The sequence below is a fragment of the Chromohalobacter beijerinckii genome (assembly GCF_023061185.1).
Lineage (GTDB): Bacteria > Pseudomonadota > Gammaproteobacteria > Pseudomonadales > Halomonadaceae > Chromohalobacter > Chromohalobacter beijerinckii.
Genome location: NZ_JAKGAK010000011.1, coordinates 24,881 through 44,072, shown reverse-complemented (window position 1 = coordinate 44,072; position 19,192 = coordinate 24,881). Strand labels below are relative to the sequence as shown.

Genomic DNA, 19,192 nt, shown 5'->3' with positions numbered 1-19,192 from the left:
CTGGCGCAGGTGTAAGGGTTAGCGTCCCAGCAGCCCATGCAGGCGGCTGAGCGCGGCGGGTAATTCGTTGCCGAGCGTGGCGACCTGGGTGTTTTCCAGTTCCGCACCGCGGATGCGTGCCACGGGGCCAACTAAGCACAGCGGCATCTCGAGTTGCTCCGCCAAGCGTGGCAACTGACGCCGGATGAGATCGCTGCGCTCGGCGTATCCGCTAGTCATGAGCACGGCGTCTGCCTTGAAGCGCTCCGCGGCCAGTGGCAACTCGTTGAGCGGTAGGTCGGTATCCAGCCATTCGACCCGAAATCCCGAGGCGGACGCGACCAGTGCCAAAAGCAACAGGCGCAAAAGGTCGCGCTCCTCGGGCAGGCGCAATAGCAGTAGACGCGCCCCCCGTGAGGCTTGGTTGGCGTGGTAAAGGCGAATGCCGACCCGCGTGCGCAAGAAGCTTTCCAGCAAGCGGCGCTGCAACTCGGCACCGAACTGATCGCTCCAGCGTTCCTCAAGTTGATCGATCACCGGCTGCCATAACTCGGTCACGCACAAACCAGCGGGATAAAGCGCCATGCTGCGACTGAACAGGGCCTCCAGCGTATCGTTATCCAGCGCGTCGACGGCCTGCAGCAGTTGCTGGCGTTGGCTTTCCCAGTCGCTGATGTCTGGCGGTGGGGCATCATTGGCTGTGGGCTCGGCCTGCTCGAGCAGATCGCGTACTTGACTGACGGGAACACCCCGGTTTAGCCATTGCAGAATGCGTTCGACGCGGCGTATGTCCTCGCGTGCGTAGAGACGGTGTCCCTTTGGGGTACGCTGCGGGCGAATCAGGCCGTAGCGGCGCTCCCAGGCGCGCAAGGTCACGGAATTGACGCCGGTCAGCCGTGAAACCTCGCGGATCGGGTACAGCGGCGAACTGGCCGGATCCATCGCCTGTTCACTCATGCGCTTAGGTTCCTCCTATGAATCTTGCCACTCAGCATGGGGGATGAAGTTGTACGTCGCAATGATTTTGTACAATCCCCATCACGTCTTAGTTTTCCGGCGATACTTCTGCGCGGGCCGTCACGATGCCTGCCAATGCTTCGACGAAGGCGGGGTGCTGGCCGACAGGATCGAGTAGCGTCAGTGCCGCCTGGGGATATTGCGCGCGCAATGCCTCAAGCTGGGCTGGTACGTCCTGACGCAGGTGACGTCCGGCGGCGAAAAACAGTGGCAAGATGTCGAGGCGTCGATGGCCTTGGTCATAAAGTTCGGCGACTCGGGTTTCCAGCGAGGGTTCACTTAGTTCCATATAGGCGATGACAGCGGGGGTTTCGAGGCGTGCGCGCAGGTCGTGTTCGAGCGTCTCGAAAGGCGCGCGCCAGCGCGCATCGCTGGAGCCATGGGCAAGTAATATCAAAGCGTGGCTCATCGAGCAATCTCCTATGGTATTTGGCGTGGCGCCTTGCGTGGCGCCTTGCGTGGCGACGACAGCCGCGTGGCGGGTGGCCATGAGCTATGCTGTTCGCTCAGGCCAATACATATTTACCTGGACAACTCTAGCAAACTGTACAACGGTCGTATAATACGTATTCGGAGAGTCATCATGCGCATACTGATCACCGGCGGTAGCGGTTTCGTCGGACGGCTGCTTTGCCATCGTCTACATGAGGCTGGCCATCGGTTGCTAGTGGTATCGCGCTCGCCCGCCCGGGCGCAAACGCATCTGCCCGAGGGCATCGAGATCCGCGAGTCGGTCATGGCATTTGCAGAAGACGCCCCCGAGGCGATCGTCAACCTCGCTGGCGAGCCCATTGCCGACAAGCGCTGGAGCGAGGCGCAGAAAAAGCGTTTGCTCGAATCGCGGCTGAACATCACGCGCGAGCTGGTGGCGTTGTGCGAGCGTCTGGAGACGCCGCCGAGGGTCATGGTCTCCGGGTCGGCCATGGGCTTTTACGGCGATCAAGGAGAGCGCGACGTCACCGAGCAGACGCCGCCCACCGATGAGTTCGCCCATCGCCTGTGCGCGCAATGGGAATCGGCGGCGCGGGCGGCCGAACCGCTGGGTGTGCGGGTCGCGCTGTTGCGTACCGGGCTGGTGCTCGATGCCGGTGGTGGCACGCTGAGCAAGCTGCTCCCGCCTTTCCGGCTGGGTCTCGGTGGTCGTCTGGGGAGTGGGCGTCAGTACATGCCGTGGATTCATCGCGAGGATCTAGTGCGCATCGTGCTGTTGTTGCTCGAACGGGATGACCTCGAAGGGCCTTTCAATGCCTCCGCGCCGCATCCCGTCACCAATGCCGACTTCACGCGTACCTTGGCGCATCATCTGCATCGCCCCGCGCTGATGAAGGTGCCTGCAGGCTTACTGCGGCTAGCCTTGGGCGAGATGTCACGCCTGTTGTTGACCGGCGCGCGTATGCGCCCCGCGCGCCTGGAGGCGGCGGGGTTCACGTTTCACTATCCGACGCTGGACAGCGCCCTGAAGGCGATTCTCGGGCGCTGACGCGGGGTCTCTCGACCTGGATTTACTCGGGTGGGTCGACAGTGACGATCACGCGCACTGCATCGAGGCGTAACCGCGTGGCATCGATGGCCGTATCCAGCGCCTGGCGCTCGTGGGCGAGGGCGTCGATTTCCGCGTCGCGCACTGACGGGTTATGGCGTGCCAAGGCCTTGAGGCGGGCCAACTCGGTGTCCAACGTCTCGCGCATGCGCGTCTGTGCGGCCTCGACGATACTCGGCAACTCGTTCTCGGCCTCGCCCTCGGCGTTGGTCAACAGCTCCCGCAATTGCGCATGGCGCGACTTGATCAGGTCTCGCGCCACGGCCTTCTTGACCTTCTTGAGGTTCTTCGCCAGGCCCCCGAATGAGACCTTCTGAGTCAGGTTGGCGCCCGACTCGTCGAGTAACAAGCGAACCGCGGTGGGTGGCAAGAAGCGCCCGACATTCAGGTGCCGAGGTGCCGGACAATGGGTCCGGAACACCAGCTCGGCCATCAGCCTGCCACCGGGAATCGAGGGGTGCTGAAGCAGCGCCAGTGCGGTGTTGCCCAGGGTGCCGTCGAGAATGCGCTCCATCATTTCGCGCACTAGTGGATGTTCCCAGGAGAGGCGCTGTACGTCGTCACGGGCCAGGGCACGCTGCCGATCGAACGTCGCCGAGAAGCCTTCCTCGCCTTTGACCAATCCTGGCAGGCCATCGAGCATGTGCGGTCCTGCCAGCAGGTGCTGGATGTCGCCACCGAGATCGCGACTCTCGACGCCGAACACGTCCAGGGCCTTGTCGACGTAACGTGGCAATGTCGTGTCTTCGTCCAGCTCGCGGATGGCCTCGGTAATGTCTTGGGCGCGTTCCGGGCGGCAGGCGTTCCATTCCAAGAGCCGGTCGCGGCCGGCCTCATGTGCAGCAAGACGGCTTTCGAAATAGGCGCGCGTTTCCTCGATGACTTCAACGAGGGCGTCATTGTCGAGCAGGGAGTCGGCCACGGTATCGCCGAAGGCATCGTAGAGCTCGCTGCCGATGCCATGCGGGGCATTGAAAGCACGCATGCCCTCATCGTACCAGCGCAGCAGTCGCTCGCCGGGGCTATCTTCGAACACCGGCACGTAGATCTCGATGGCGTGCTGTTGGCCGATACGGTCGAGGCGACCGATGCGCTGCTCGAGCTGATCGGGATGCGCCGGTAGATCGAACATCACCAGATGTCGGCAGAACTGGAAGTTGCGCCCTTCGGAGCCGATTTCCGAGCACACCAGCACTTGGCAGCCGTCTTCGTCGTCGGCGAAGGCCGCCGCGGCCCGGTCGCGCTCGATGAGCGTCATGCCCTCGTGGAACACCGGCGCTTGGAGACCGCCTAGCACGCGCAGCGCTTCGCTGAGATCGCTGGCGGTTTCGCGATCGTGAGCGATGACCAGCACCTTGTCGCGGCCGACCTCGGTCAGGCGCTCCAGGAGCCAGGTCACGCGTGGGTCGATCTGCCACCAGGGTTCGCTATTGAGCGCAATGTCGCCCGGCGAATTGTCACTCAACGCGCGGTACATGGCGTCGGGATATAGCAGCACCTCGGGGTGATCGAGCCCGGTAGCGATCAGCAGGTCGTCGAGGTAGTCCATGTCGCGGTCCAGCTTGCGTAGCTCGCGGCGGTAGCTGGAAGGCGGGGTTAGACGCGTGACGTGCAAATGACGCTCGGGGAAGCCGGCGACATGGCGGCGGCTGTTGCGGAACATCACGCGGCCGGTGCCGTGACGGTCCAGCAACTGCTCGCGGAGCTGGCGGCGGGCGCTATGGTGCTGCGCCTCGTCGCTTTCGGGGTCGAACAGCGTTTCGAGCAGTGCCTGACTGTCCGCGTCGTCGATGACGGCGCCCACGGCGTCACGATCCGCGGCATCGCCGGGCAGGCGCTCGAGGGCGTCCACTGCCTCGGCGACCTTGGCATATCCCGCTTCTTCGGCGGCGAAGGCCTCCAGGCTGGTGTAGCGCTCGGGGTCGAGCAGACGCAGTCGCGCGAAGTGGCCGGCTTGGCCCATTTGCTCAGGCGTGGCGGTGAGCAGCAGCACGCCGTCGATGACGCGCGCCAACTGCTCGACACAGGCATAGCCGGGGCCGCTGGTCTCGGGCGTCCATTCGAGATGATGGGCCTCGTCGACGATCAGTAGATCCCAGTCGCAGGCCTGGGCCTGGGTTTGGCGGTGCGGATTGGCGAACAGCCATTGCTGACTGGCCAGCACCAGCTGGGCGCTCTCGAAAGGGTTGCCCGTGCTGTGTTGGCTTTGCTGTTCGTCGAGCAAGGTGAAATGCAGCGAGAAGCGGCGCAGCATTTCCACCAGCCATTGATGGCTCAGGCTGTCGGGCACCAGGACCAGCGCACGCTCGACACGCCCAGTGAGCAGCAGACGATGCAGGATCAAACCGGCTTCGATGGTCTTGCCCAGGCCCACTTCGTCGGCCAGCAGTACGCGCGGCGCATGACGGCGCGAGACCTCGTCGGCGATGTACAGCTGGTGGGGGATGAGGTCCACCCGCGGGCCGGCCAGGCCATTCGCTGGATGCTGGGCGATGCGGTGATAGTGATGCAGGGTGCGGTAGCGCAGCTCGAACCAGTCGTTGCGATCGACCTGACCGGTGAGCAGCCGATCGCGCGCCTGTTGGAAGCGCATGCTATCGGCGAGGCGGCTTTCGGGAAGCTCGTCGTATTCGCCGTCCGCCGTCTCGACGATATAGACCAGCAGCCCGTCGGTTTCCTTGGTGTCGTCGACGGTCAGGGTGCGGCCATCGGCAGCTTCGATCCGGTCGCCGGCGCCGAAGACCACGCGGGTTAGCGGTGCCTGGCGAACGCTATAGGTGCGCGTTTCCTGGCTGGCGGCAAAGAGAACGGTCACGCTTCGGACGTCACAGCTCAGGATCGTGCCCAGCCCCAGCTCGGCTTCGCCGTCGCTGACCCAGCGCTGGCCCGGAATGAATTCGCTCATGATGCCTCGGGATGATGATGTAACGGTACGTGGCGCGCCGTCTTGCCGGGGGAGCATGCAGGACGGCGGGGCGCGGTATTCTACCGGAAAGCGGCGAAGGGCTTAACAGGCGATTGCGTTTTCAGGTCGTGGGCGTCAGCCAGCGCATGAGATGCGCCGTGGAAACCTCGCCTGCCTGGTAATCGCGAAGCCTGCCATGGGCGTCGAGGCGCATTACCAGCGGCAGTGCAGGCATCCCGAAATAGGCCTGCAGGCGTTGTCGTGGGTCACGCAGGTCATGGGTGAAGGCGGCATGCTGAGCATCGAGATAGCGTGCGGCTTGAAGTAGGGTCTGGCCTTCGTTGACCGTCAATACGGCGGTATCGGGGTTCAGGTCGGCGAGCCGCGCCAACGTGCGGCGGCATGCCCGGTAGTCGCTGCGCCACAACACCACGATGAGCGGAGACGCCGACGCCAGCGTTTCGATGGACGTCGGCGTGCCGTCGAGTGCCTTCAATGTCAGGCTCGGCAGATGTGGGGGCGGAGGATCGCCCGCCAGCGGTTGCCAGACGTTCAATCCCCACCATAGCGCGCTGCACACCATGAGCGCACCAGTGGCTCGTCGCATTTGCTGCGCTGGCAGGTCGCGCAGGCGCCACAGTGTCCACGCGACAGCGCCGAGCAAGGCGCCCAGCGGATGATACCCGGTTTGCCACAGCGTGAAAGCCTCGAACGGCGCCTCGCGATAAGCCTCGGCATGAAGCACGATATACATCAGGCGAGCCCCGATCAGCGCTGCCACCAGCGTACCGCTCAACCACTGGCGTCGATGCGTGCGGGATAGGCGCAACAATGCGCCCAGCGCTAATAAGCCGAGCGCCGTGACGAAGGCGTATAGAGGCGCAGGTGGAAGTGGCACGTGTCCGAGCATGATCGGCGGCATGGGACCCTCATGGTGGCGATGACGAATCGCGATGCCTGACACGTTACACTAACGCCCTTGGGGTCGCCTCTTTAAAGCGTGGTGGCTGGGTTGAAGTCCTCGCGCGGCGTCAGGGCGAGGCGGAAGGGAGAGAATGCATGGTGAGTTCGCGCTATGGAATCGATGGGTTGCGCGCGGCAGCCATCGCCAGTCAGGCCCTGGGGTTCATCCTGATCATGACGCTGGAGACGTGTCTGGGCGACGCGGCGCGCCCTTGGCAGGGTATGACTCTGGCGTTGATGCTTCTCGCGGCTTGCTGGGTGGCGCTGATGCGCCGCTATCGTCGCAATAAACAGCGCCGCGCCATGGCCGAACGGGTCAGGCGAGCGAAAGAAGACGAAGAGTGATGAGGCTTTTCAAGCCAGCCCGTGTGGGCCCAAGTGTTGGCAGCGGTATGGATCAAGGGCCAGTAGCATTAGTTGCCAGTCACCGGGTAGCGGCATGGTCAGTACCCGCCAAGCACAGCCACGCGATGCGCTGGGATGTTCGCGCGATGCTTCCAAGCAGCGTGCACCTTGGCTGGTCAGTCGGGGCGCAAGATGCTCGAACTCTGCATTGTCGGCTTCTAGGCCTAGCGTGCTGGCGGGAGCATCAGGATGCTCTTCAAGCAGTAGCACATGACTGTTATGGCCTTCGCAGTGCAGTTCAAGATAAGCGCTGTACGGAGTACGCAACAAGATCTGCAATGCCAGATGCGTTTGTAGCCATTCCAGCAAGGGGGTGAGTCGCGCGACATGAAGTGCGGCGGGTTCCAGCGATAAACGTTGCATGATGGACTCCCAAGACGCCGATGGGCGTATCCATCAGTATGGATGCTGACGCGCCACTGGAAAGCACGGCATGACTATGGTGCGGATACATCATGCCTATCGACGTTGTGAAGCAAACGGCCTGGTGAGCGTACTGATGAAGGGTAAGGAAGGTTGGCACATCCGTGTGCCATTGAGCTTCCTAGCTTGGTCACGTTGTGCTTATTCGCCCAGGTTATCGATAACCTGGGTTAAGTAGTGGTAACCATCGGCGTATCAGCCCTTCCACCTCGATACCGTGCCGTATCAGCTATCCTTTCTGCTGCTCATAGGCATGGCACGCTCCCGGCGGCGCCAGGACGAGAACCTGAATGCTGCAGGTTCTTGGGAAAACGCGTAAAATAGAGTCTATCGAATGAGGAGGACTTCCATGACAGCTTCCACCGCGCTCAAAAAACGTCGCACAGTGGATCGCAAAGCTCTACTGAAGGCCGTTGCCACGTCCACTGCCGTGGAAACCGGTAAGTCTAGCCACGCTATTGAGACAAAGCTGAGCACTAGCCAGTCTCGCTTCAAGTCCCTGCCGCTTTACTGACTCGTTCTATCATCGGCCCGTAATCGCCGCTAAGGCCGGCGTGGATCGCGCCTATGTAGGCGTCCTTGTTCTCGACCCAGTCGTGATAGTCCAGCAGGTTCATCCCCGCCTGATAGGCCATGGCATCGGCCAGCAGACGCGCGATGCGTCCATTACAATCCCGGAAGGGATGGATCAGAATTAGCTCGACATGCACCTGAGCGATGGCTCTGATGGCTGCCTCTCGGGTCATGCCACTACATGGCGTCAGTGGGCTCAGCCATTTCTTGTCTAACTGATGCAGTAAATTTGGTAGCTGAGCCGCTGCCGCAAACGGAAAGCCGTCCTTTTCCAGGTTGACTTGGCGTTCCTCCCCCGCCCAGTCGTAGAGGCTACCCAGCCAACGGCGATGCCAGCGCTTCAGCATCTCGGTATCGATGGACTGGTCTTCCTCCAGCGTGCTGAACACGTCTTCATAGAGCTTGAGAAGCAGTTCGGTTTCCGCTTCATCTAGGCTTTCCTGATCGGTAAGGCCCAACTTGTTGGCCATGACCTTGCCATCCGAGCCAGGCTCGGCACTGCCTTGGGCGCCGGGAGCATGATAACGGCTCATGGATTGCTCCTTCCGGTTCTTGTTATCCGCCTGATTTCAGGTTTTACGCTTTTTCGGTACCTGCCAGCAACTTCTTGTCTCGATAAGCTCAAGCAGGCGCCGCCCGTGCAGCGCGCGGTTACACAGTCTTGGCTGAGGACTTTTCGATGCGTGGAACCTGGAGAGCGCCGCAACCAAAAACGGCCACCGCTCCGAAGAGCTAAGTGGCCGTTTTTGCTCGTATTCTTGGTCGGAGTAGCAGGATTCGAACCTACGACCTCTGCCTCCCGAAGGCAGCGCTCTACCAAGCTGAGCTATACTCCGTTCGTGCCGGGGGTGCCGACTCGACGGGGCTGCATTATACGCATCCGCGATGCGCGCGCAACCCTTTTGCGAGGCGGCGGGTCAGGTCTGACGCTCGACGGCGAGATGGGCGAGTTCGGCCATGCTGTCGCGGTAGCGGCTCTCGGGCAGCAGCTCGAGCTGAGCCAGGGCGCGGTCGGCCATTTCCACGGCGCGGCGGCGAGTATATTCCAGCGCGCCGGTGTCGTTGACGATGGCCAGCACCTCGTCGAGATGGTCGAGCCCGCCCTGGCGGATGGCGCGGCGAATCATCTTGGTCTGTTCGGCATCGCCGACGGCCATGGCATGGATGAGCGGCAGCGTGGGTTTGCCTTCGGCAAGGTCGTCGCCGACGTTCTTGCCCATGGCGTCAGCATCGCCCTGATAGTCGAGCAGGTCGTCGACGAGCTGGAAGGCCAGGCCCAGATAGCGTCCGTAGAGCTTGAGTGCCTCTTCCTGCGCGGGGCTTGCCTCGGCGAGCACCGCGCCGCTATGGCTGGCGGCCTCGAAAAGCATGGCGGTCTTGCCTTGGATGGTGTCGAAGTAGGCGGCCTCATCGATATCGGGGTTGCCGATATTGGTCAGCTGCAGCACCTCACCTTCGGCGATCACGCAGGTGGCGCCGGAAAGAATCTCCATCACGCGCATCGAGCCGACTTCGACCATCATCTGAAACGAGCGCGAATAAAGGAAGTCGCCTACCAGCACCGAGGGCGCGTTGCCCCAGGCGTCGTTGGCGGTGGCCTTGCCACGGCGCAGGTGTGATTCGTCGACCACGTCGTCGTGCAACAGTGTCGAGGTATGCATGAACTCGATCAGCGTGGCCAGGGTCACGTGGCGATCGCCCGGATAATTCAACGAGCGCGCCGCGAGTAGCACGAGCAGAGGGCGCAGCCGTTTGCCGCCACTTTCGATGATGTAGCGGCCAATGGTTTCGACGAGGGGAACCCGGGAAGCCAGTTGGGCGAGGATGGTGCGGTCGACGGCGGCGAAATCATCCGCGACCGCCGCATGGATGGGCGATGCGTTGGGCTGCATGGGTCGGCTTGTCGCAATAAGGGGTTGGGCCGCCTCTTATTGCGGCCTTGGGCTCGGGCTATGCTAGGGGGCCCCCCGGGAGGCGTCAAGGCGCATGCCGAGGTCTCGCCAGGCCGCGCCAGTTATGGCGTGAAAGACGCTTGCCCGGTATGCCCGAGTGTCGCTATAATACGCGGCTCGACTCATCATGCTCCCTGTCAGATGGCTGCCGGAAGGGGCGCCACTCGCCGCAGGCCGATGAAGAGCGCAACCCCGATGAGTGCTGGAGAGTGACATGTACGCAGTAATCAAGAGCGGTGGCAAGCAGTACCGCGTTCAGGAAGGCCAGACCCTGAAGCTCGAGAAGCTGGAAGTGGCCACGGGTGATACCCTCGAGCTCGACCAAGTTCTGCTGGTCGGCGATGATGATGATATCAAGGTCGGCGCGCCGCTGGTCGACGGGGCCAAGGTAACGGCAGAAGTCGTTTCACATGGTCGTGGCGAAAAGGTCCAGATCATCAAGTTCCGTCGCCGTAAGCACCAGATGCGTCGTCAAGGCCATCGTCAGTGGTTCACCGAAGTCAAGATCACCGGAATTTCCGCGTAAGCGATATTCCCTAGATAACGCGAGGTATTTGCAATGGCTCATAAAAAGGCTGCCGGTAGTTCTCGTAACGGTCGCGATAGCGAATCCAAACGCCTTGGTGTCAAGCTGTTCGGTGGCCAGGCGGCGACCGCCGGCAACATCATCGTGCGTCAGCGTGGCACCAAGTTCCACGCGGGCAGCGGCGTTGGCATCGGCAAGGATCACACCCTGTTCGCTCTGAACGAAGGCGTGATCAAGTTCGAGACCAAGGGTCCGAAAAACCGCAAGTTCGTGAGCGTCGTCTCCGCCTGAGACCGCCACGAACGGTGAAAGGAAAGGCCCCGCTCAGGCGGGGCCTTTTCGTATAGGGCGGCCGTAGCCGTCGGGAGAAGTGTCCATGCAATTCGTCGACGAAGCCTCGATCATTGTGGAGGCCGGCAAGGGTGGCAACGGCTGCCTGAGTTTCCGGCGCGAGAAGTACGTTCCCAAAGGCGGGCCGGACGGCGGCGACGGTGGGCACGGCGGCAGCGTCTATCTGATCGGTGACGACGCGCTCAACACGTTGATCGACTTCAAGTATCAGCGTTTCTACAAGGCGCCCAACGGGCAGCCGGGCCAAGGCCGTCAGATGAGCGGCCGCAACGGCGAAGACTTGTACGTCAAGGTGCCGGTGGGGACCACGGTGATCGACGAGGACACCCTCGAGGTGATCGCCGACGTGACCGAGATCGGCCAAGTCGAGCTGGTGGCGCAGGCGGGCCGCCGAGGGCTGGGTAACATTCACTTCAAGTCTTCCACTAACCGGGCGCCGCGCAAGACGACGCCGGGTACCGAGGGCGAGCGCCGCAACCTGCGCTTCGAGATGAAGGTGATGGCCGATGTCGGCTTGCTGGGCGTTCCCAATGCCGGCAAGTCGACGCTGATTCGTGCCGTCTCGGCCGCCAAACCCAAGGTCGCCAACTATCCCTTCACCACGCTGGTGCCCAATCTCGGGGTGGTCAAGTTGGGGACGCATGAGCATTTCGTGATGGCCGACGTGCCCGGATTGATCGAAGGTGCGTCCGACGGTGCAGGTTTGGGACTGCGCTTTCTCAAGCACCTGACCCGCACGCGGTTGTTGCTGCATGTCGTCGATGTAGCGCCGTTCGATGAAAGTGATCCCGTGGAGAGTGCGAGGGCCATCGCGTACGAGCTCGAGCAATTCTCCACCACGCTGGCCGAACGGCCACGCTGGTTGGTGCTCAACAAGCTCGACTTGCTCCCCGAGGAGGAGCGCCAGGCGACGGTCGACGATATCGTCGCGCGCCTGGAATGGACAGGGCCGGTGTATCGGATTTCGGCGATCAGTAGCGAGGGCACCCAGCCGCTGGTACAGGCGGCGCATCGCTGGCTGACCGAGCAACGTCAGCTCGAGGCGGAAGACGAAGTGGCCTTCGAGCATGAGCGCGAGATGCGTCAGCGTATGGAAGACGAGGCCGTGGCGCGTACCGAAGCGCGCATGTCGCGCAAGCGCAAGCCGGTTCAGGAAGATGACGATGACTTCGACGATGATGATTACGATGTCGAAGTGGAATACGCCCCCTGAGCCGAGGCAAGAAGGGAGAGAAGCCGGTGAGTGAGTCGCAGTCGACAAGCCGTGATGCTTTGCGAGGTGCACGGCGTGTCGTGATCAAGATCGGCAGCGCATTGTTGACCAACGACGGCCGTGGCCTCGATGCCGAGGCCGTCGGCGGTTGGGTCGATCAGATCGCCTCCCTGCATGCGCGCGGTATCGAGGTCGTGCTGGTCTCGTCCGGAGCGGTAGCTGAGGGCATGGCGCGCCTGGGCTGGGTGTCTCGGCCCTCGGCAGTGTATGAACTGCAAGCGGCCGCCGCGGTAGGGCAATCGGGTCTTTCGCAATGCTACGAGGGCCATTTCGCACGGCATGGTTTGCGTAGCGCGCAAGTGCTGCTGACGCATGATGATCTGTCCGATCGCAAGCGTTACCTCAATGCGCGCTCGGCGTTGCGCACGCTGGTCGCACTGCGCGTGGTGCCGGTGATCAACGAAAACGACACCGTGGTCACCGACGAGATCCGCTTCGGCGATAACGATACGCTGGGCGCTCTGGTGGCCAACCTCTTGGAAGCGGATGCGTTGATCCTGCTCACCGATCAGGAAGGCTTGTTCGATGCCGATCCACGTCACGACCCCGAGGCGCGTTTGATTGCCGAGGGGCGTGCCGATGATCCGGCGCTGGCCGCGGTCGCCGGTGACGGCGGTGCCCTGGGGCGTGGCGGAATGACGACCAAAGTGCGTGCGGCTCGCTTGGCGGCGCGCTCCGGCGCGCTGACAGTGATCGCCAGTGGGCGTCAGGCGTCGGTGCTCACGCGGCTGGCGGAAGGTGAAACGTTGGGTACGTTGTTGATGCCGGATCATGCCCCTCTGGCAGCGCGCAAGCGGTGGCTGGCTGGGCAGCTTCAGGTGCGCGGCACGCTGGTGCTCGATGATGGCGCGGTCGAGGTACTGCATCGCCATGGATCGAGCTTGCTGCCGGTGGGCGTGCGGCGCGCCGAGGGCGTCTTCAAGCGCGGCGACATGGTGGTCTGCGTCAATGAGCAAGGCGCCCGAGTCGCCAAGGGGCTGGTCAACTACGGCAGCGACGAAGCACGTCGTATCGTGGGTCAGCCCAGTCATCGTATCGAGACGTTGCTTGGCTACATGGAATCACCGGAGCTCATTCATCGCGATAACTTGGTCATCATCTGAGGGCGTGATGTCGAGGAGTCGATCGGTGAACCTATAGCCGTTTCCACGCGGACCATGCTAGAATGCCGCATCCTCTCAGACACGGCCCGTTGATGGGACGCCTCGCGAGTGGCGATCCCGTTTTGGCCGATTCGCGTGACGTAGTAAAAAGTCATACGAATCAATTTCTTACAGAATATGACTGTCAACATCTCCAAGGAGTAGACGGTGGCGAACACCAAACAGGCCCGTAAACGCGCCCGCCAGGCGGAGCAGCGTCGTCAGCACAATGCCAGCCAACGCAGCATGGTGCGCACGTATATCAAGCGCGTCGTCAAGGCGATCCAAAGCGGCGATCACGGTCAGGCCATGGCCGAGCTCAAGGCGGCACAGCCGGTCATCGACCGCATCGCCGACAAGGACGCGATCTCCAAGCGTAAGGCTGCACGCATCAAGAGTCGCTTGAACAAGCGAATTAAGGCCCTGGCTGCCTGAAGCCGGGACTTGGCGTTAACGCGTGAAAAAACCGGCTTCGGCCGGTTTTTTTGTAAGTGGCGCTTGGGCGTCGGAGGTGTGGAGGTAGTCGGTGACGAGTAAGCAATCGCAGGCAGCGCCGGAAGACGGCGAGTCGGCAGCGAAGCGACCGGCGCGTGGCGGTCTGTTGCGCTCGGGGATGGTGGTCAGCACGATGACCATGCTCTCGCGCGTGCTGGGGCTGGCGCGCGATGTCGTGATCGCGGCCTTGTTCGGGGCCGGCAGCGGTGCGGATGCCTTCTTCGTCGCCTTCAAGATCCCCAACTTCATGCGTCGCCTGTTCGCCGAGGGCGCCTTCAATCAGGCGTTCATTCCGGTGCTGTCTGAGTATGCCACCCAACGGACCCGTGAAGAGGTACGCGAACTGCTCGATGCGGTATCGGGCAGTCTTGGTGTGATACTTGCCCTGCTCAGCGCCGTGGCGGTGCTCCTCGCGCCCTGGCTGGTGTGGCTATTCGCGCCAGGTTTCAGCGCTGACCCGGGCAAGCTGGCGCTGACCGCCGACATGCTACGTTTGACGTTTCCCTATCTGTGGCTGATTTCGCTCACCGCCTTCGCGGGTAGCGTGCTCAACACCTGGAACCGTTTCGCCGTGCCGGCGTTCACCCCGGTGCTGCTCAATCTGTCGTTGATCGGCGCGGCGTTGGGCCTGACGCCCTGGATGCAGGACCCGGCCATGGCGCTGGCCTGGGGGGTGCTGATCGCGGGTGTCGTTCAGTTGGGGTTTCAGGTGCCGTTCCTGGCGCGTTTGGGGCTGACGCCGCGTCCCTGGCCCAACTTCCGGCACCCGGGTGTGCGTCGCATCCTGGCGCTGATGGCGCCGGCGTTGTTCGGGGTATCGGTGTCGCAGATCAACCTGTTGCTGGATACCGTGCTGGCGTCGCTGCTGGCGTCAGGTAGCGTGTCTTGGCTCTACTACTCGGATCGCCTGGTGGAGTTGCCGCTGGGCGTGTTCGGCGTGGCACTGGGCACGGTGATCCTGCCGGCCCTCTCCAAGCGCCATGCCGAGCAGTCGTCAGAGCACTTTGCGAAGATGCTCGACTGGGCGTTGCGCGCGGTGCTATTGGTCGGGCTGCCCGCGGCCTTGGCCTTGGTGTTGCTGGCCGAGCCATTGCTGGTGAGCTTGTTTCACTATGGGGCGATGACGGATCACGATATCGTGATGGCGGCACGCAGCATGCGGGCCTATGCGTTAGGTCTGTTGCCTTTCATGCTCATCAAGGTGCTGGCGCCGGGGTACTTCGCGCGCCAGGATACCAAGACGCCGGTCAAGATCGGGGTCGTGGCGATGGTCGCCAACATGGTCTTGAACCTGCTGTTGATCTGGCCGCTGGCGCATGCGGGGTTGGCGCTGGCCACGGCGCTATCGGCGTTTCTCAATGCTGGCTTGCTGGGCTGGGGGCTACGCCGGCGCGGCGTACTGACGTTTCAGCCGGGCTGGGGACGCTACGCGTTGACACTGGGCGGCGGCTGCGTCGTCATGGGAGCCGGGCTTTGGTGGCTATGCCCCGAATGGCAGCAGTGGCTGGCCTGGGGCGTATGGCAGCGCGCGGCAACATTGCTCGGACTGACCCTGGGCGGCGCCCTGGTCTACTTTGGATGGCTGGCGCTGTGCGGCGTGCGCCTCAGGCATTTCCGTCTGGGTGGCTGATGGTAGGGCAGGCATGGCTGTCAGGCGTGGCCCCCTTGGTTATAATCGAACGTTTCACCGGCATATGAACGGCATATGGAACTGATCAGAGGACTGCACAATCTGCGCGAGGCGGGCCCGTGCGTGGCGACGATCGGCAATTTCGATGGCGTACATCGTGGCCATCAGGCGATCCTCGATCAGCTCAAGAGTCGCGCCACGGCGTTGGGGTTGCCGATGACGGTGGTCGTCTTCGAGCCCCAGCCGCGTGAGTATTTTGCCGGCGAGCAGGCGCCGCCTCGTTTGAGCAGATTGCGCGACAAGGTCGAGCTGCTGGCCGAATATGGCGCCGAGCGTATCGTCTGCCTGCCCTTCAATGCTGCTCTGCGAAGTCTGACGGCCGATGAGTTCATCGAGCGCGTGCTGATCCGCGGCCTGGGGGTCAAGCATCTCGTCGTGGGAGACGACTTCCGCTTCGGCTGTGACCGGGCGGGCGATTTCGCGTTGCTGCAACGCGTGGGCGAGCACCGTGGTTTTGAGGTCGAGCATACGCGTACCTTTGCCCTCGACGATGAACGCGTCTCGAGTACTCGGATACGCACCTTGCTGGCCAGCGGCAATTTCGCCCAGGCCGCGCGGTTGTTGGGGCGGCCCTATCAACTCTCGGGGCGCGTGGTTGCCGACCGGCAGTTGGGACGCACCATCGGCGTGCCCACCGCTAATCTGCCGTTGACGTCGCGTTCCCTGGCATTACGCGGTATCTATGCCTGCGTCACGCGGTTGCCCGATGGTCGCGAGCTGCTGGGGGCGGCCAATATAGGCTGGCGGCCGACGGTGGGCAGCTCGCGGCCGGTGCTGGAGGTGCATCTGTTCGATTTCGAGGGTGACCTCTATGGCCAGCGCCTTACGGTCGTGCCCTGCGCGCGGCTGCGAGGCGAGGTCAATTTTCCGGGGCTGGAGGCCCTGACGCGTCAGATTCATGCTGATCTGGCGCAGGCACGTCGCTATTTCCGCACGGCGACACCGCTCGATGCCACCGCGCTCGAGCTGCCGTGTGCTTCGACTGGCTGGACTTATCCGCTGGCCTCGGCGCCCCTGGCGCCCGAGCCTTCGACTTCCGACTCCTCGGCCGGCGCTCGCCCGGCCGACCAAGACGATGGCTGACCTTCCGCTATGAGCGATTACAAACATACCCTGAACCTCCCCGAAACCGACTTCCCCATGCGCGGCATGTTGCCCAAGCGTGAACCGGGGCGGGTATCGCAGTGGCAGGACATGAACCTCTACGAGCGCCTGCGCGAAGCACGCGCCGGCCGTGAGAGCTTCGTACTGCACGATGGCCCTCCTTATGCCAACGGCAGTATTCACATCGGTCACGCCGTCAACAAGATTCTCAAAGACATCGTCGTCAAGTCGAAGGCGCTGGCGGGGTACGATGCGCCCTATGTGCCTGGTTGGGACTGTCACGGTTTGCCCATCGAGCACAAGGTCGAGACCACTCACGGCAAGCATCTCGCCGCCGGTGAAGCACGCGATCTATGTCGCGAGTACGCGGGGGCGCAGATCGAAGCGCAGAAGACCGACTTCGTGCGCCTGGGCGTGATCGGCGACTGGGAGCACCCCTACCGGACCATGGACTTCGCCAACGAAGCGGGTGAGATTCGCGCGCTGGCGAAGATGGTCGAGGGCGGTTACGTCTTCAAAGGACTGAAGCCGGTCAACTGGTGCTTCGATTGTGGCTCGGCCCTGGCCGAGGCGGAAGTCGAGTACGCCGACAAGAAGTCCGATGCCATCGATGTCGCCTTCACCGCCGCCGATCCCGCCAAGCTAGCGACGGCGTTTGGGCTCACGTCGCTCGACAAGCCGGCGGCGATCGTCATCTGGACCACCACGCCATGGACCATTCCCGCCAACCAGGCGCTGAACGTGCATCCCGACTTCACCTACGCGCTGGTGGATACCGGCGAGCGGCTGCTGGTGCTCGCCGAGGAGCTGGTCGAAAGCTGTCTGGCGCGCTATGGCCTCGAGGGCGATGTCGTGGCCACGACGACGGGCGCGTCGCTGGAGTTCATCAATTTCCAGCATCCTTTCTACGAGCGTATGGCGCCGGTGTATCTTGCCGACTACGTGACCGTGGAAGAAGGCAGCACGGGGATCGTCCACTCGGCGCCGTCATACGGCCTGGACGATTTCATGACCTGCCGCGCGCACGGCATGAGCTTCGATGACATGCTCAACCCCGTACAGGGCAATGGCGTGTACCGCGATGATCTGCCGTTCTTCGGCGGCGAGATGATCTGGAAGGCCAACCCTCAGATCGTCGACAAGCTGCGTGAAGTGAACGCGCTGATGGTGCACACGCCGATCACGCACAGCTACATGCACTGCTGGCGTCACAAGACGCCGGTCATCTACCGCGCGACCGCCCAGTGGTTCGTGGGCATGGACCGCGAGGACGATACGGGGCGCACCCTGCGTCAGCGCGCGCTGGATGGCGTCGAGGCGACGCAGTTCGTCCCTGCCTGGGGCAAGGCGCGGCTGCACTCGATGATCGCCAATCGTCCTGACTGGTGCATTTCGCGCCAGCGCAACTGGGGGGTGCCGATTCCATTCTTCCTGCACAAGCAGACCGGGGAGTGGCATCCGCGCACCGTCGCGCTGATGGAAGAGGTCGCCAAGCGTGTCGAAGCCGAGGGCATCGATGCCTGGTTCCGTCTCGATGCACAAGAGCTGCTGGGCTCCGAGGCCAGCGACTACGAGAAAGTCACCGATACCCTGGATGTGTGGTTCGATTCCGGAACCACGCATTGGCATGTCTTGCGGGGCTCGCATTCGCTGGGGCACGCGCAAGGGCCGCGCGCCGATCTGTATCTCGAAGGCTCCGACCAGCATCGCGGCTGGTTCCATTCGTCGTTGCTCACCGGTTGCGCCATCGACGGCCATGCGCCCTACAAGGCGCTGCTGACACACGGCTTCACCGTCGACGAGAAGGGCCGCAAGATGTCCAAGTCGATGGGCAACGTCATCGCGCCGCAGCAGGTGATGGACAAGCTGGGCGCCGATATCCTGCGCTTGTGGGTGGCTTCCACCGACTATTCCGGCGAGATGGCGGTCTCCGACGAGATCCTGAAGCGCACCGCCGACGTCTACCGGCGTATCCGCAACACCGCGCGCTTCTTGCTGGCCAACTTGAATGGCTTCGATCCCGCGCGTGACGCCGTGGCTTTCGAGGACATGCTGGCGCTTGATCAGTGGGCGGTGGATCGCGCTGCGCAACTTCAGGAGCGCATGCGGACGGCCTATGACGACTACCGTTTCCGTGACGTCTACCAGCAGGTGCACGACTTCTGCGCGCATGAGCTGGGCGGCTTCTACCTGGACGTGATCAAGGATCGTCAGTACACCACCCAGGCTGACTCGCTCGCGCGCCGCAGCTGCCAGACGGCGCTCTATCATGTGGTCGAGGCGTTGGTGCGCTGGGTGGCGCCGATTTTGTCCTTCACCGCCGAGGAAATCTACGAGGCCATCCCCGGTGCGCGCGGCGATAGCGTGCTGCTGGAGGAATACTATCCGCATCTGACGACCCTGAAGGCGGATGCCGCCATGGGCCGTGAGTTTTGGTCGCGGGTGCTCGAGGTCAAGCAGGCGGTCAACAAGTGCCTGGAAGACGCGCGTAACGCCAAGGTGATACGCAATAGCCTCGCCGCCGAGGTCACGCTCTACGCTAACGATGACGTGCGCGAGACCTTGTCGCAGCTCGGCGATGAACTACGTTTCGTGCTGTTGACCAGCGAAGTGCATCTGGCGTCGCTGGACGCAGCGGGCAGCGAGCAGGCCGAGGCCAGCGAGCTCGATGGCCTAAATGTGGGTGTGATGGAAAGTCCGCACACCAAGTGCGAGCGCTGCTGGCATCACCGCGCAGATGTGGGGACGCATGCCGCCGACCCGAACCTGTGCGGTCGTTGCCTGAGCAACCTGCCCGACGGGCCGGGCGAAACGCGCCGTTATGCCTGATGACGCATTACGGGCCATAGCGCCG

The 19,192-nt window shown here is 62.9% G+C and carries 17 protein-coding genes and 1 tRNA gene; 10 read left to right on the top strand and 8 right to left on the bottom strand.

What is annotated here, in order from left to right:
• Positions 1-18 precede the first annotated feature (18 nt).
• Both L1075_RS09860 and L1075_RS09855 read right to left on the bottom strand, forming a co-directional pair.
• Complete coding sequence (locus L1075_RS09860) at positions 19-936, bottom strand: MerR family transcriptional regulator (protein WP_075369389.1); 918 nt, start codon at positions 934-936, stop codon at positions 19-21.
• 88 nt (positions 937-1,024) lie between these two features.
• A complete protein-coding gene (locus tag L1075_RS09855; protein WP_246941664.1) occupies positions 1,025-1,405 on the bottom strand; it encodes a sirohydrochlorin chelatase in 381 nt (126 codons plus the stop codon).
• Positions 1,406-1,579: 174 nt separating this feature from the next.
• Here L1075_RS09855 and L1075_RS09850 point away from each other — a divergent pair, with 174 nt between their 5' ends.
• Positions 1,580-2,476, top strand: a complete 897-nt coding sequence (locus tag L1075_RS09850) for a TIGR01777 family oxidoreductase (protein WP_246941662.1) — start codon at positions 1,580-1,582, stop codon at positions 2,474-2,476.
• A gap of 22 nt (positions 2,477-2,498) precedes the next feature.
• Here the strand turns inward: L1075_RS09850 and rapA are convergent, their stop codons facing one another.
• Together rapA and L1075_RS09840 are read right to left on the bottom strand one after the other, a co-directional pair.
• Positions 2,499-5,441, bottom strand: coding sequence for an RNA polymerase-associated protein RapA (rapA, locus tag L1075_RS09845; RefSeq protein WP_246941660.1), 2,943 nt, complete (start codon positions 5,439-5,441; stop codon positions 2,499-2,501).
• 121 nt (positions 5,442-5,562) lie between these two features.
• Positions 5,563-6,363, bottom strand: coding sequence for a prolipoprotein diacylglyceryl transferase family protein (locus L1075_RS09840; protein WP_246941658.1), 801 nt, complete (start codon positions 6,361-6,363; stop codon positions 5,563-5,565).
• A 137-nt stretch (positions 6,364-6,500) separates the two neighbouring features.
• On the opposite strand from L1075_RS09840, the gene L1075_RS09835 reads away from it, so the two are divergent.
• Positions 6,501-6,749 (top strand): hypothetical protein, encoded by a 249-nt coding sequence (locus L1075_RS09835; RefSeq protein ID WP_040239321.1) that lies wholly within the window; start codon positions 6,501-6,503, stop codon positions 6,747-6,749.
• A gap of 9 nt (positions 6,750-6,758) precedes the next feature.
• Here the strand turns inward: L1075_RS09835 and L1075_RS09830 are convergent, their stop codons facing one another.
• The 4 genes from L1075_RS09830 to ispB all read right to left on the bottom strand — a co-directional run bounded on the left by L1075_RS09830 (position 6,759) and on the right by ispB (position 9,697).
• Positions 6,759-7,172, bottom strand: a complete 414-nt coding sequence (locus tag L1075_RS09830; RefSeq protein WP_246941656.1) for a VOC family protein — start codon at positions 7,170-7,172, stop codon at positions 6,759-6,761.
• 551 nt (positions 7,173-7,723) lie between these two features.
• A complete protein-coding gene (locus tag L1075_RS09825) occupies positions 7,724-8,338 on the bottom strand; it encodes a Fic/DOC family protein (RefSeq protein ID WP_040239314.1) in 615 nt (204 codons plus the stop codon).
• Positions 8,339-8,564: 226 nt separating this feature from the next.
• A tRNA-Pro gene (locus tag L1075_RS09820) sits at positions 8,565-8,641 on the bottom strand.
• 81 nt (positions 8,642-8,722) lie between these two features.
• A complete protein-coding gene (gene ispB / locus L1075_RS09815) occupies positions 8,723-9,697 on the bottom strand; it encodes an octaprenyl diphosphate synthase (RefSeq protein WP_075368589.1) in 975 nt (324 codons plus the stop codon).
• A 274-nt stretch (positions 9,698-9,971) separates the two neighbouring features.
• Between ispB and rplU the strand changes: the two genes are divergently transcribed.
• The 8 genes from rplU to ileS all read left to right on the top strand — a co-directional run bounded on the left by rplU (position 9,972) and on the right by ileS (position 19,167).
• Entirely contained in the window at positions 9,972-10,283 is a 312-nt protein-coding gene (gene rplU, locus L1075_RS09810; RefSeq protein WP_040239266.1) for a 50S ribosomal protein L21, read from the top strand.
• Between the two features lie 33 nt (positions 10,284-10,316).
• Entirely contained in the window at positions 10,317-10,574 is a 258-nt protein-coding gene (gene rpmA / locus L1075_RS09805; RefSeq protein ID WP_040239264.1) for a 50S ribosomal protein L27, read from the top strand.
• Between the two features lie 85 nt (positions 10,575-10,659).
• Positions 10,660-11,847 (top strand): Obg family GTPase CgtA, encoded by a 1,188-nt coding sequence (gene cgtA, locus L1075_RS09800; RefSeq protein ID WP_246941654.1) that lies wholly within the window; start codon positions 10,660-10,662, stop codon positions 11,845-11,847.
• A 26-nt stretch (positions 11,848-11,873) separates the two neighbouring features.
• The gene (gene proB, locus L1075_RS09795) at positions 11,874-13,010 is read left to right on the top strand and encodes a glutamate 5-kinase (protein ID WP_246941653.1); all 1,137 of its coding nucleotides are present in this window, start codon (positions 11,874-11,876) and stop codon (positions 13,008-13,010) included.
• A gap of 207 nt (positions 13,011-13,217) precedes the next feature.
• The gene (gene rpsT / locus L1075_RS09790) at positions 13,218-13,484 is read left to right on the top strand and encodes a 30S ribosomal protein S20 (protein WP_040239257.1); all 267 of its coding nucleotides are present in this window, start codon (positions 13,218-13,220) and stop codon (positions 13,482-13,484) included.
• A gap of 91 nt (positions 13,485-13,575) precedes the next feature.
• A complete protein-coding gene (gene murJ / locus L1075_RS09785; protein WP_378111812.1) occupies positions 13,576-15,174 on the top strand; it encodes a murein biosynthesis integral membrane protein MurJ in 1,599 nt (532 codons plus the stop codon).
• A 75-nt stretch (positions 15,175-15,249) separates the two neighbouring features.
• Positions 15,250-16,317 carry a bifunctional riboflavin kinase/FAD synthetase gene (ribF, locus tag L1075_RS09780; RefSeq protein WP_178999526.1) on the top strand — a complete coding sequence of 356 codons (1,068 nt, stop codon included), beginning with the start codon at positions 15,250-15,252 and terminating at the stop codon, positions 16,315-16,317.
• 9 nt (positions 16,318-16,326) lie between these two features.
• Positions 16,327-19,167 carry an isoleucine--tRNA ligase gene (ileS, locus tag L1075_RS09775; RefSeq protein ID WP_246941651.1) on the top strand — a complete coding sequence of 947 codons (2,841 nt, stop codon included), beginning with the start codon at positions 16,327-16,329 and terminating at the stop codon, positions 19,165-19,167.
• Positions 19,168-19,192: the final 25 nt, after the last annotated feature.

Excerpts from the sequence above, each read along its gene's own strand:
- L1075_RS09835 (WP_040239321.1), top strand. The coding sequence starts at position 6,501 with ATGGTGAGTTCGCGCTATGGAATCGATGGGTTGCGCGCGGCAGCCATC.
- rpmA (WP_040239264.1), top strand. The coding sequence starts at position 10,317 with ATGGCTCATAAAAAGGCTGCCGGTAGTTCTCGTAACGGTCGCGATAGC.
- L1075_RS09840 (WP_246941658.1), bottom strand. The coding sequence starts at position 6,363 with ATGCCGCCGATCATGCTCGGACACGTGCCACTTCCACCTGCGCCTCTA.
- L1075_RS09860 (WP_075369389.1), bottom strand. The coding sequence starts at position 936 with ATGAGTGAACAGGCGATGGATCCGGCCAGTTCGCCGCTGTACCCGATC.
- L1075_RS09825 (WP_040239314.1), bottom strand. The coding sequence starts at position 8,338 with ATGAGCCGTTATCATGCTCCCGGCGCCCAAGGCAGTGCCGAGCCTGGC.
- ileS (WP_246941651.1), top strand. The coding sequence starts at position 16,327 with ATGAGCGATTACAAACATACCCTGAACCTCCCCGAAACCGACTTCCCC.
- rplU (WP_040239266.1), top strand. The coding sequence starts at position 9,972 with ATGTACGCAGTAATCAAGAGCGGTGGCAAGCAGTACCGCGTTCAGGAA.
- ispB (WP_075368589.1), bottom strand. The coding sequence starts at position 9,697 with ATGCAGCCCAACGCATCGCCCATCCATGCGGCGGTCGCGGATGATTTC.
- rapA (WP_246941660.1), bottom strand. The coding sequence starts at position 5,441 with ATGAGCGAATTCATTCCGGGCCAGCGCTGGGTCAGCGACGGCGAAGCC.
- cgtA (WP_246941654.1), top strand. The coding sequence starts at position 10,660 with ATGCAATTCGTCGACGAAGCCTCGATCATTGTGGAGGCCGGCAAGGGT.
- L1075_RS09855 (WP_246941664.1), bottom strand. The coding sequence starts at position 1,405 with ATGAGCCACGCTTTGATATTACTTGCCCATGGCTCCAGCGATGCGCGC.
- ribF (WP_178999526.1), top strand. The coding sequence starts at position 15,250 with ATGGAACTGATCAGAGGACTGCACAATCTGCGCGAGGCGGGCCCGTGC.
- L1075_RS09850 (WP_246941662.1), top strand. The coding sequence starts at position 1,580 with ATGCGCATACTGATCACCGGCGGTAGCGGTTTCGTCGGACGGCTGCTT.
- L1075_RS09830 (WP_246941656.1), bottom strand. The coding sequence starts at position 7,172 with ATGCAACGTTTATCGCTGGAACCCGCCGCACTTCATGTCGCGCGACTC.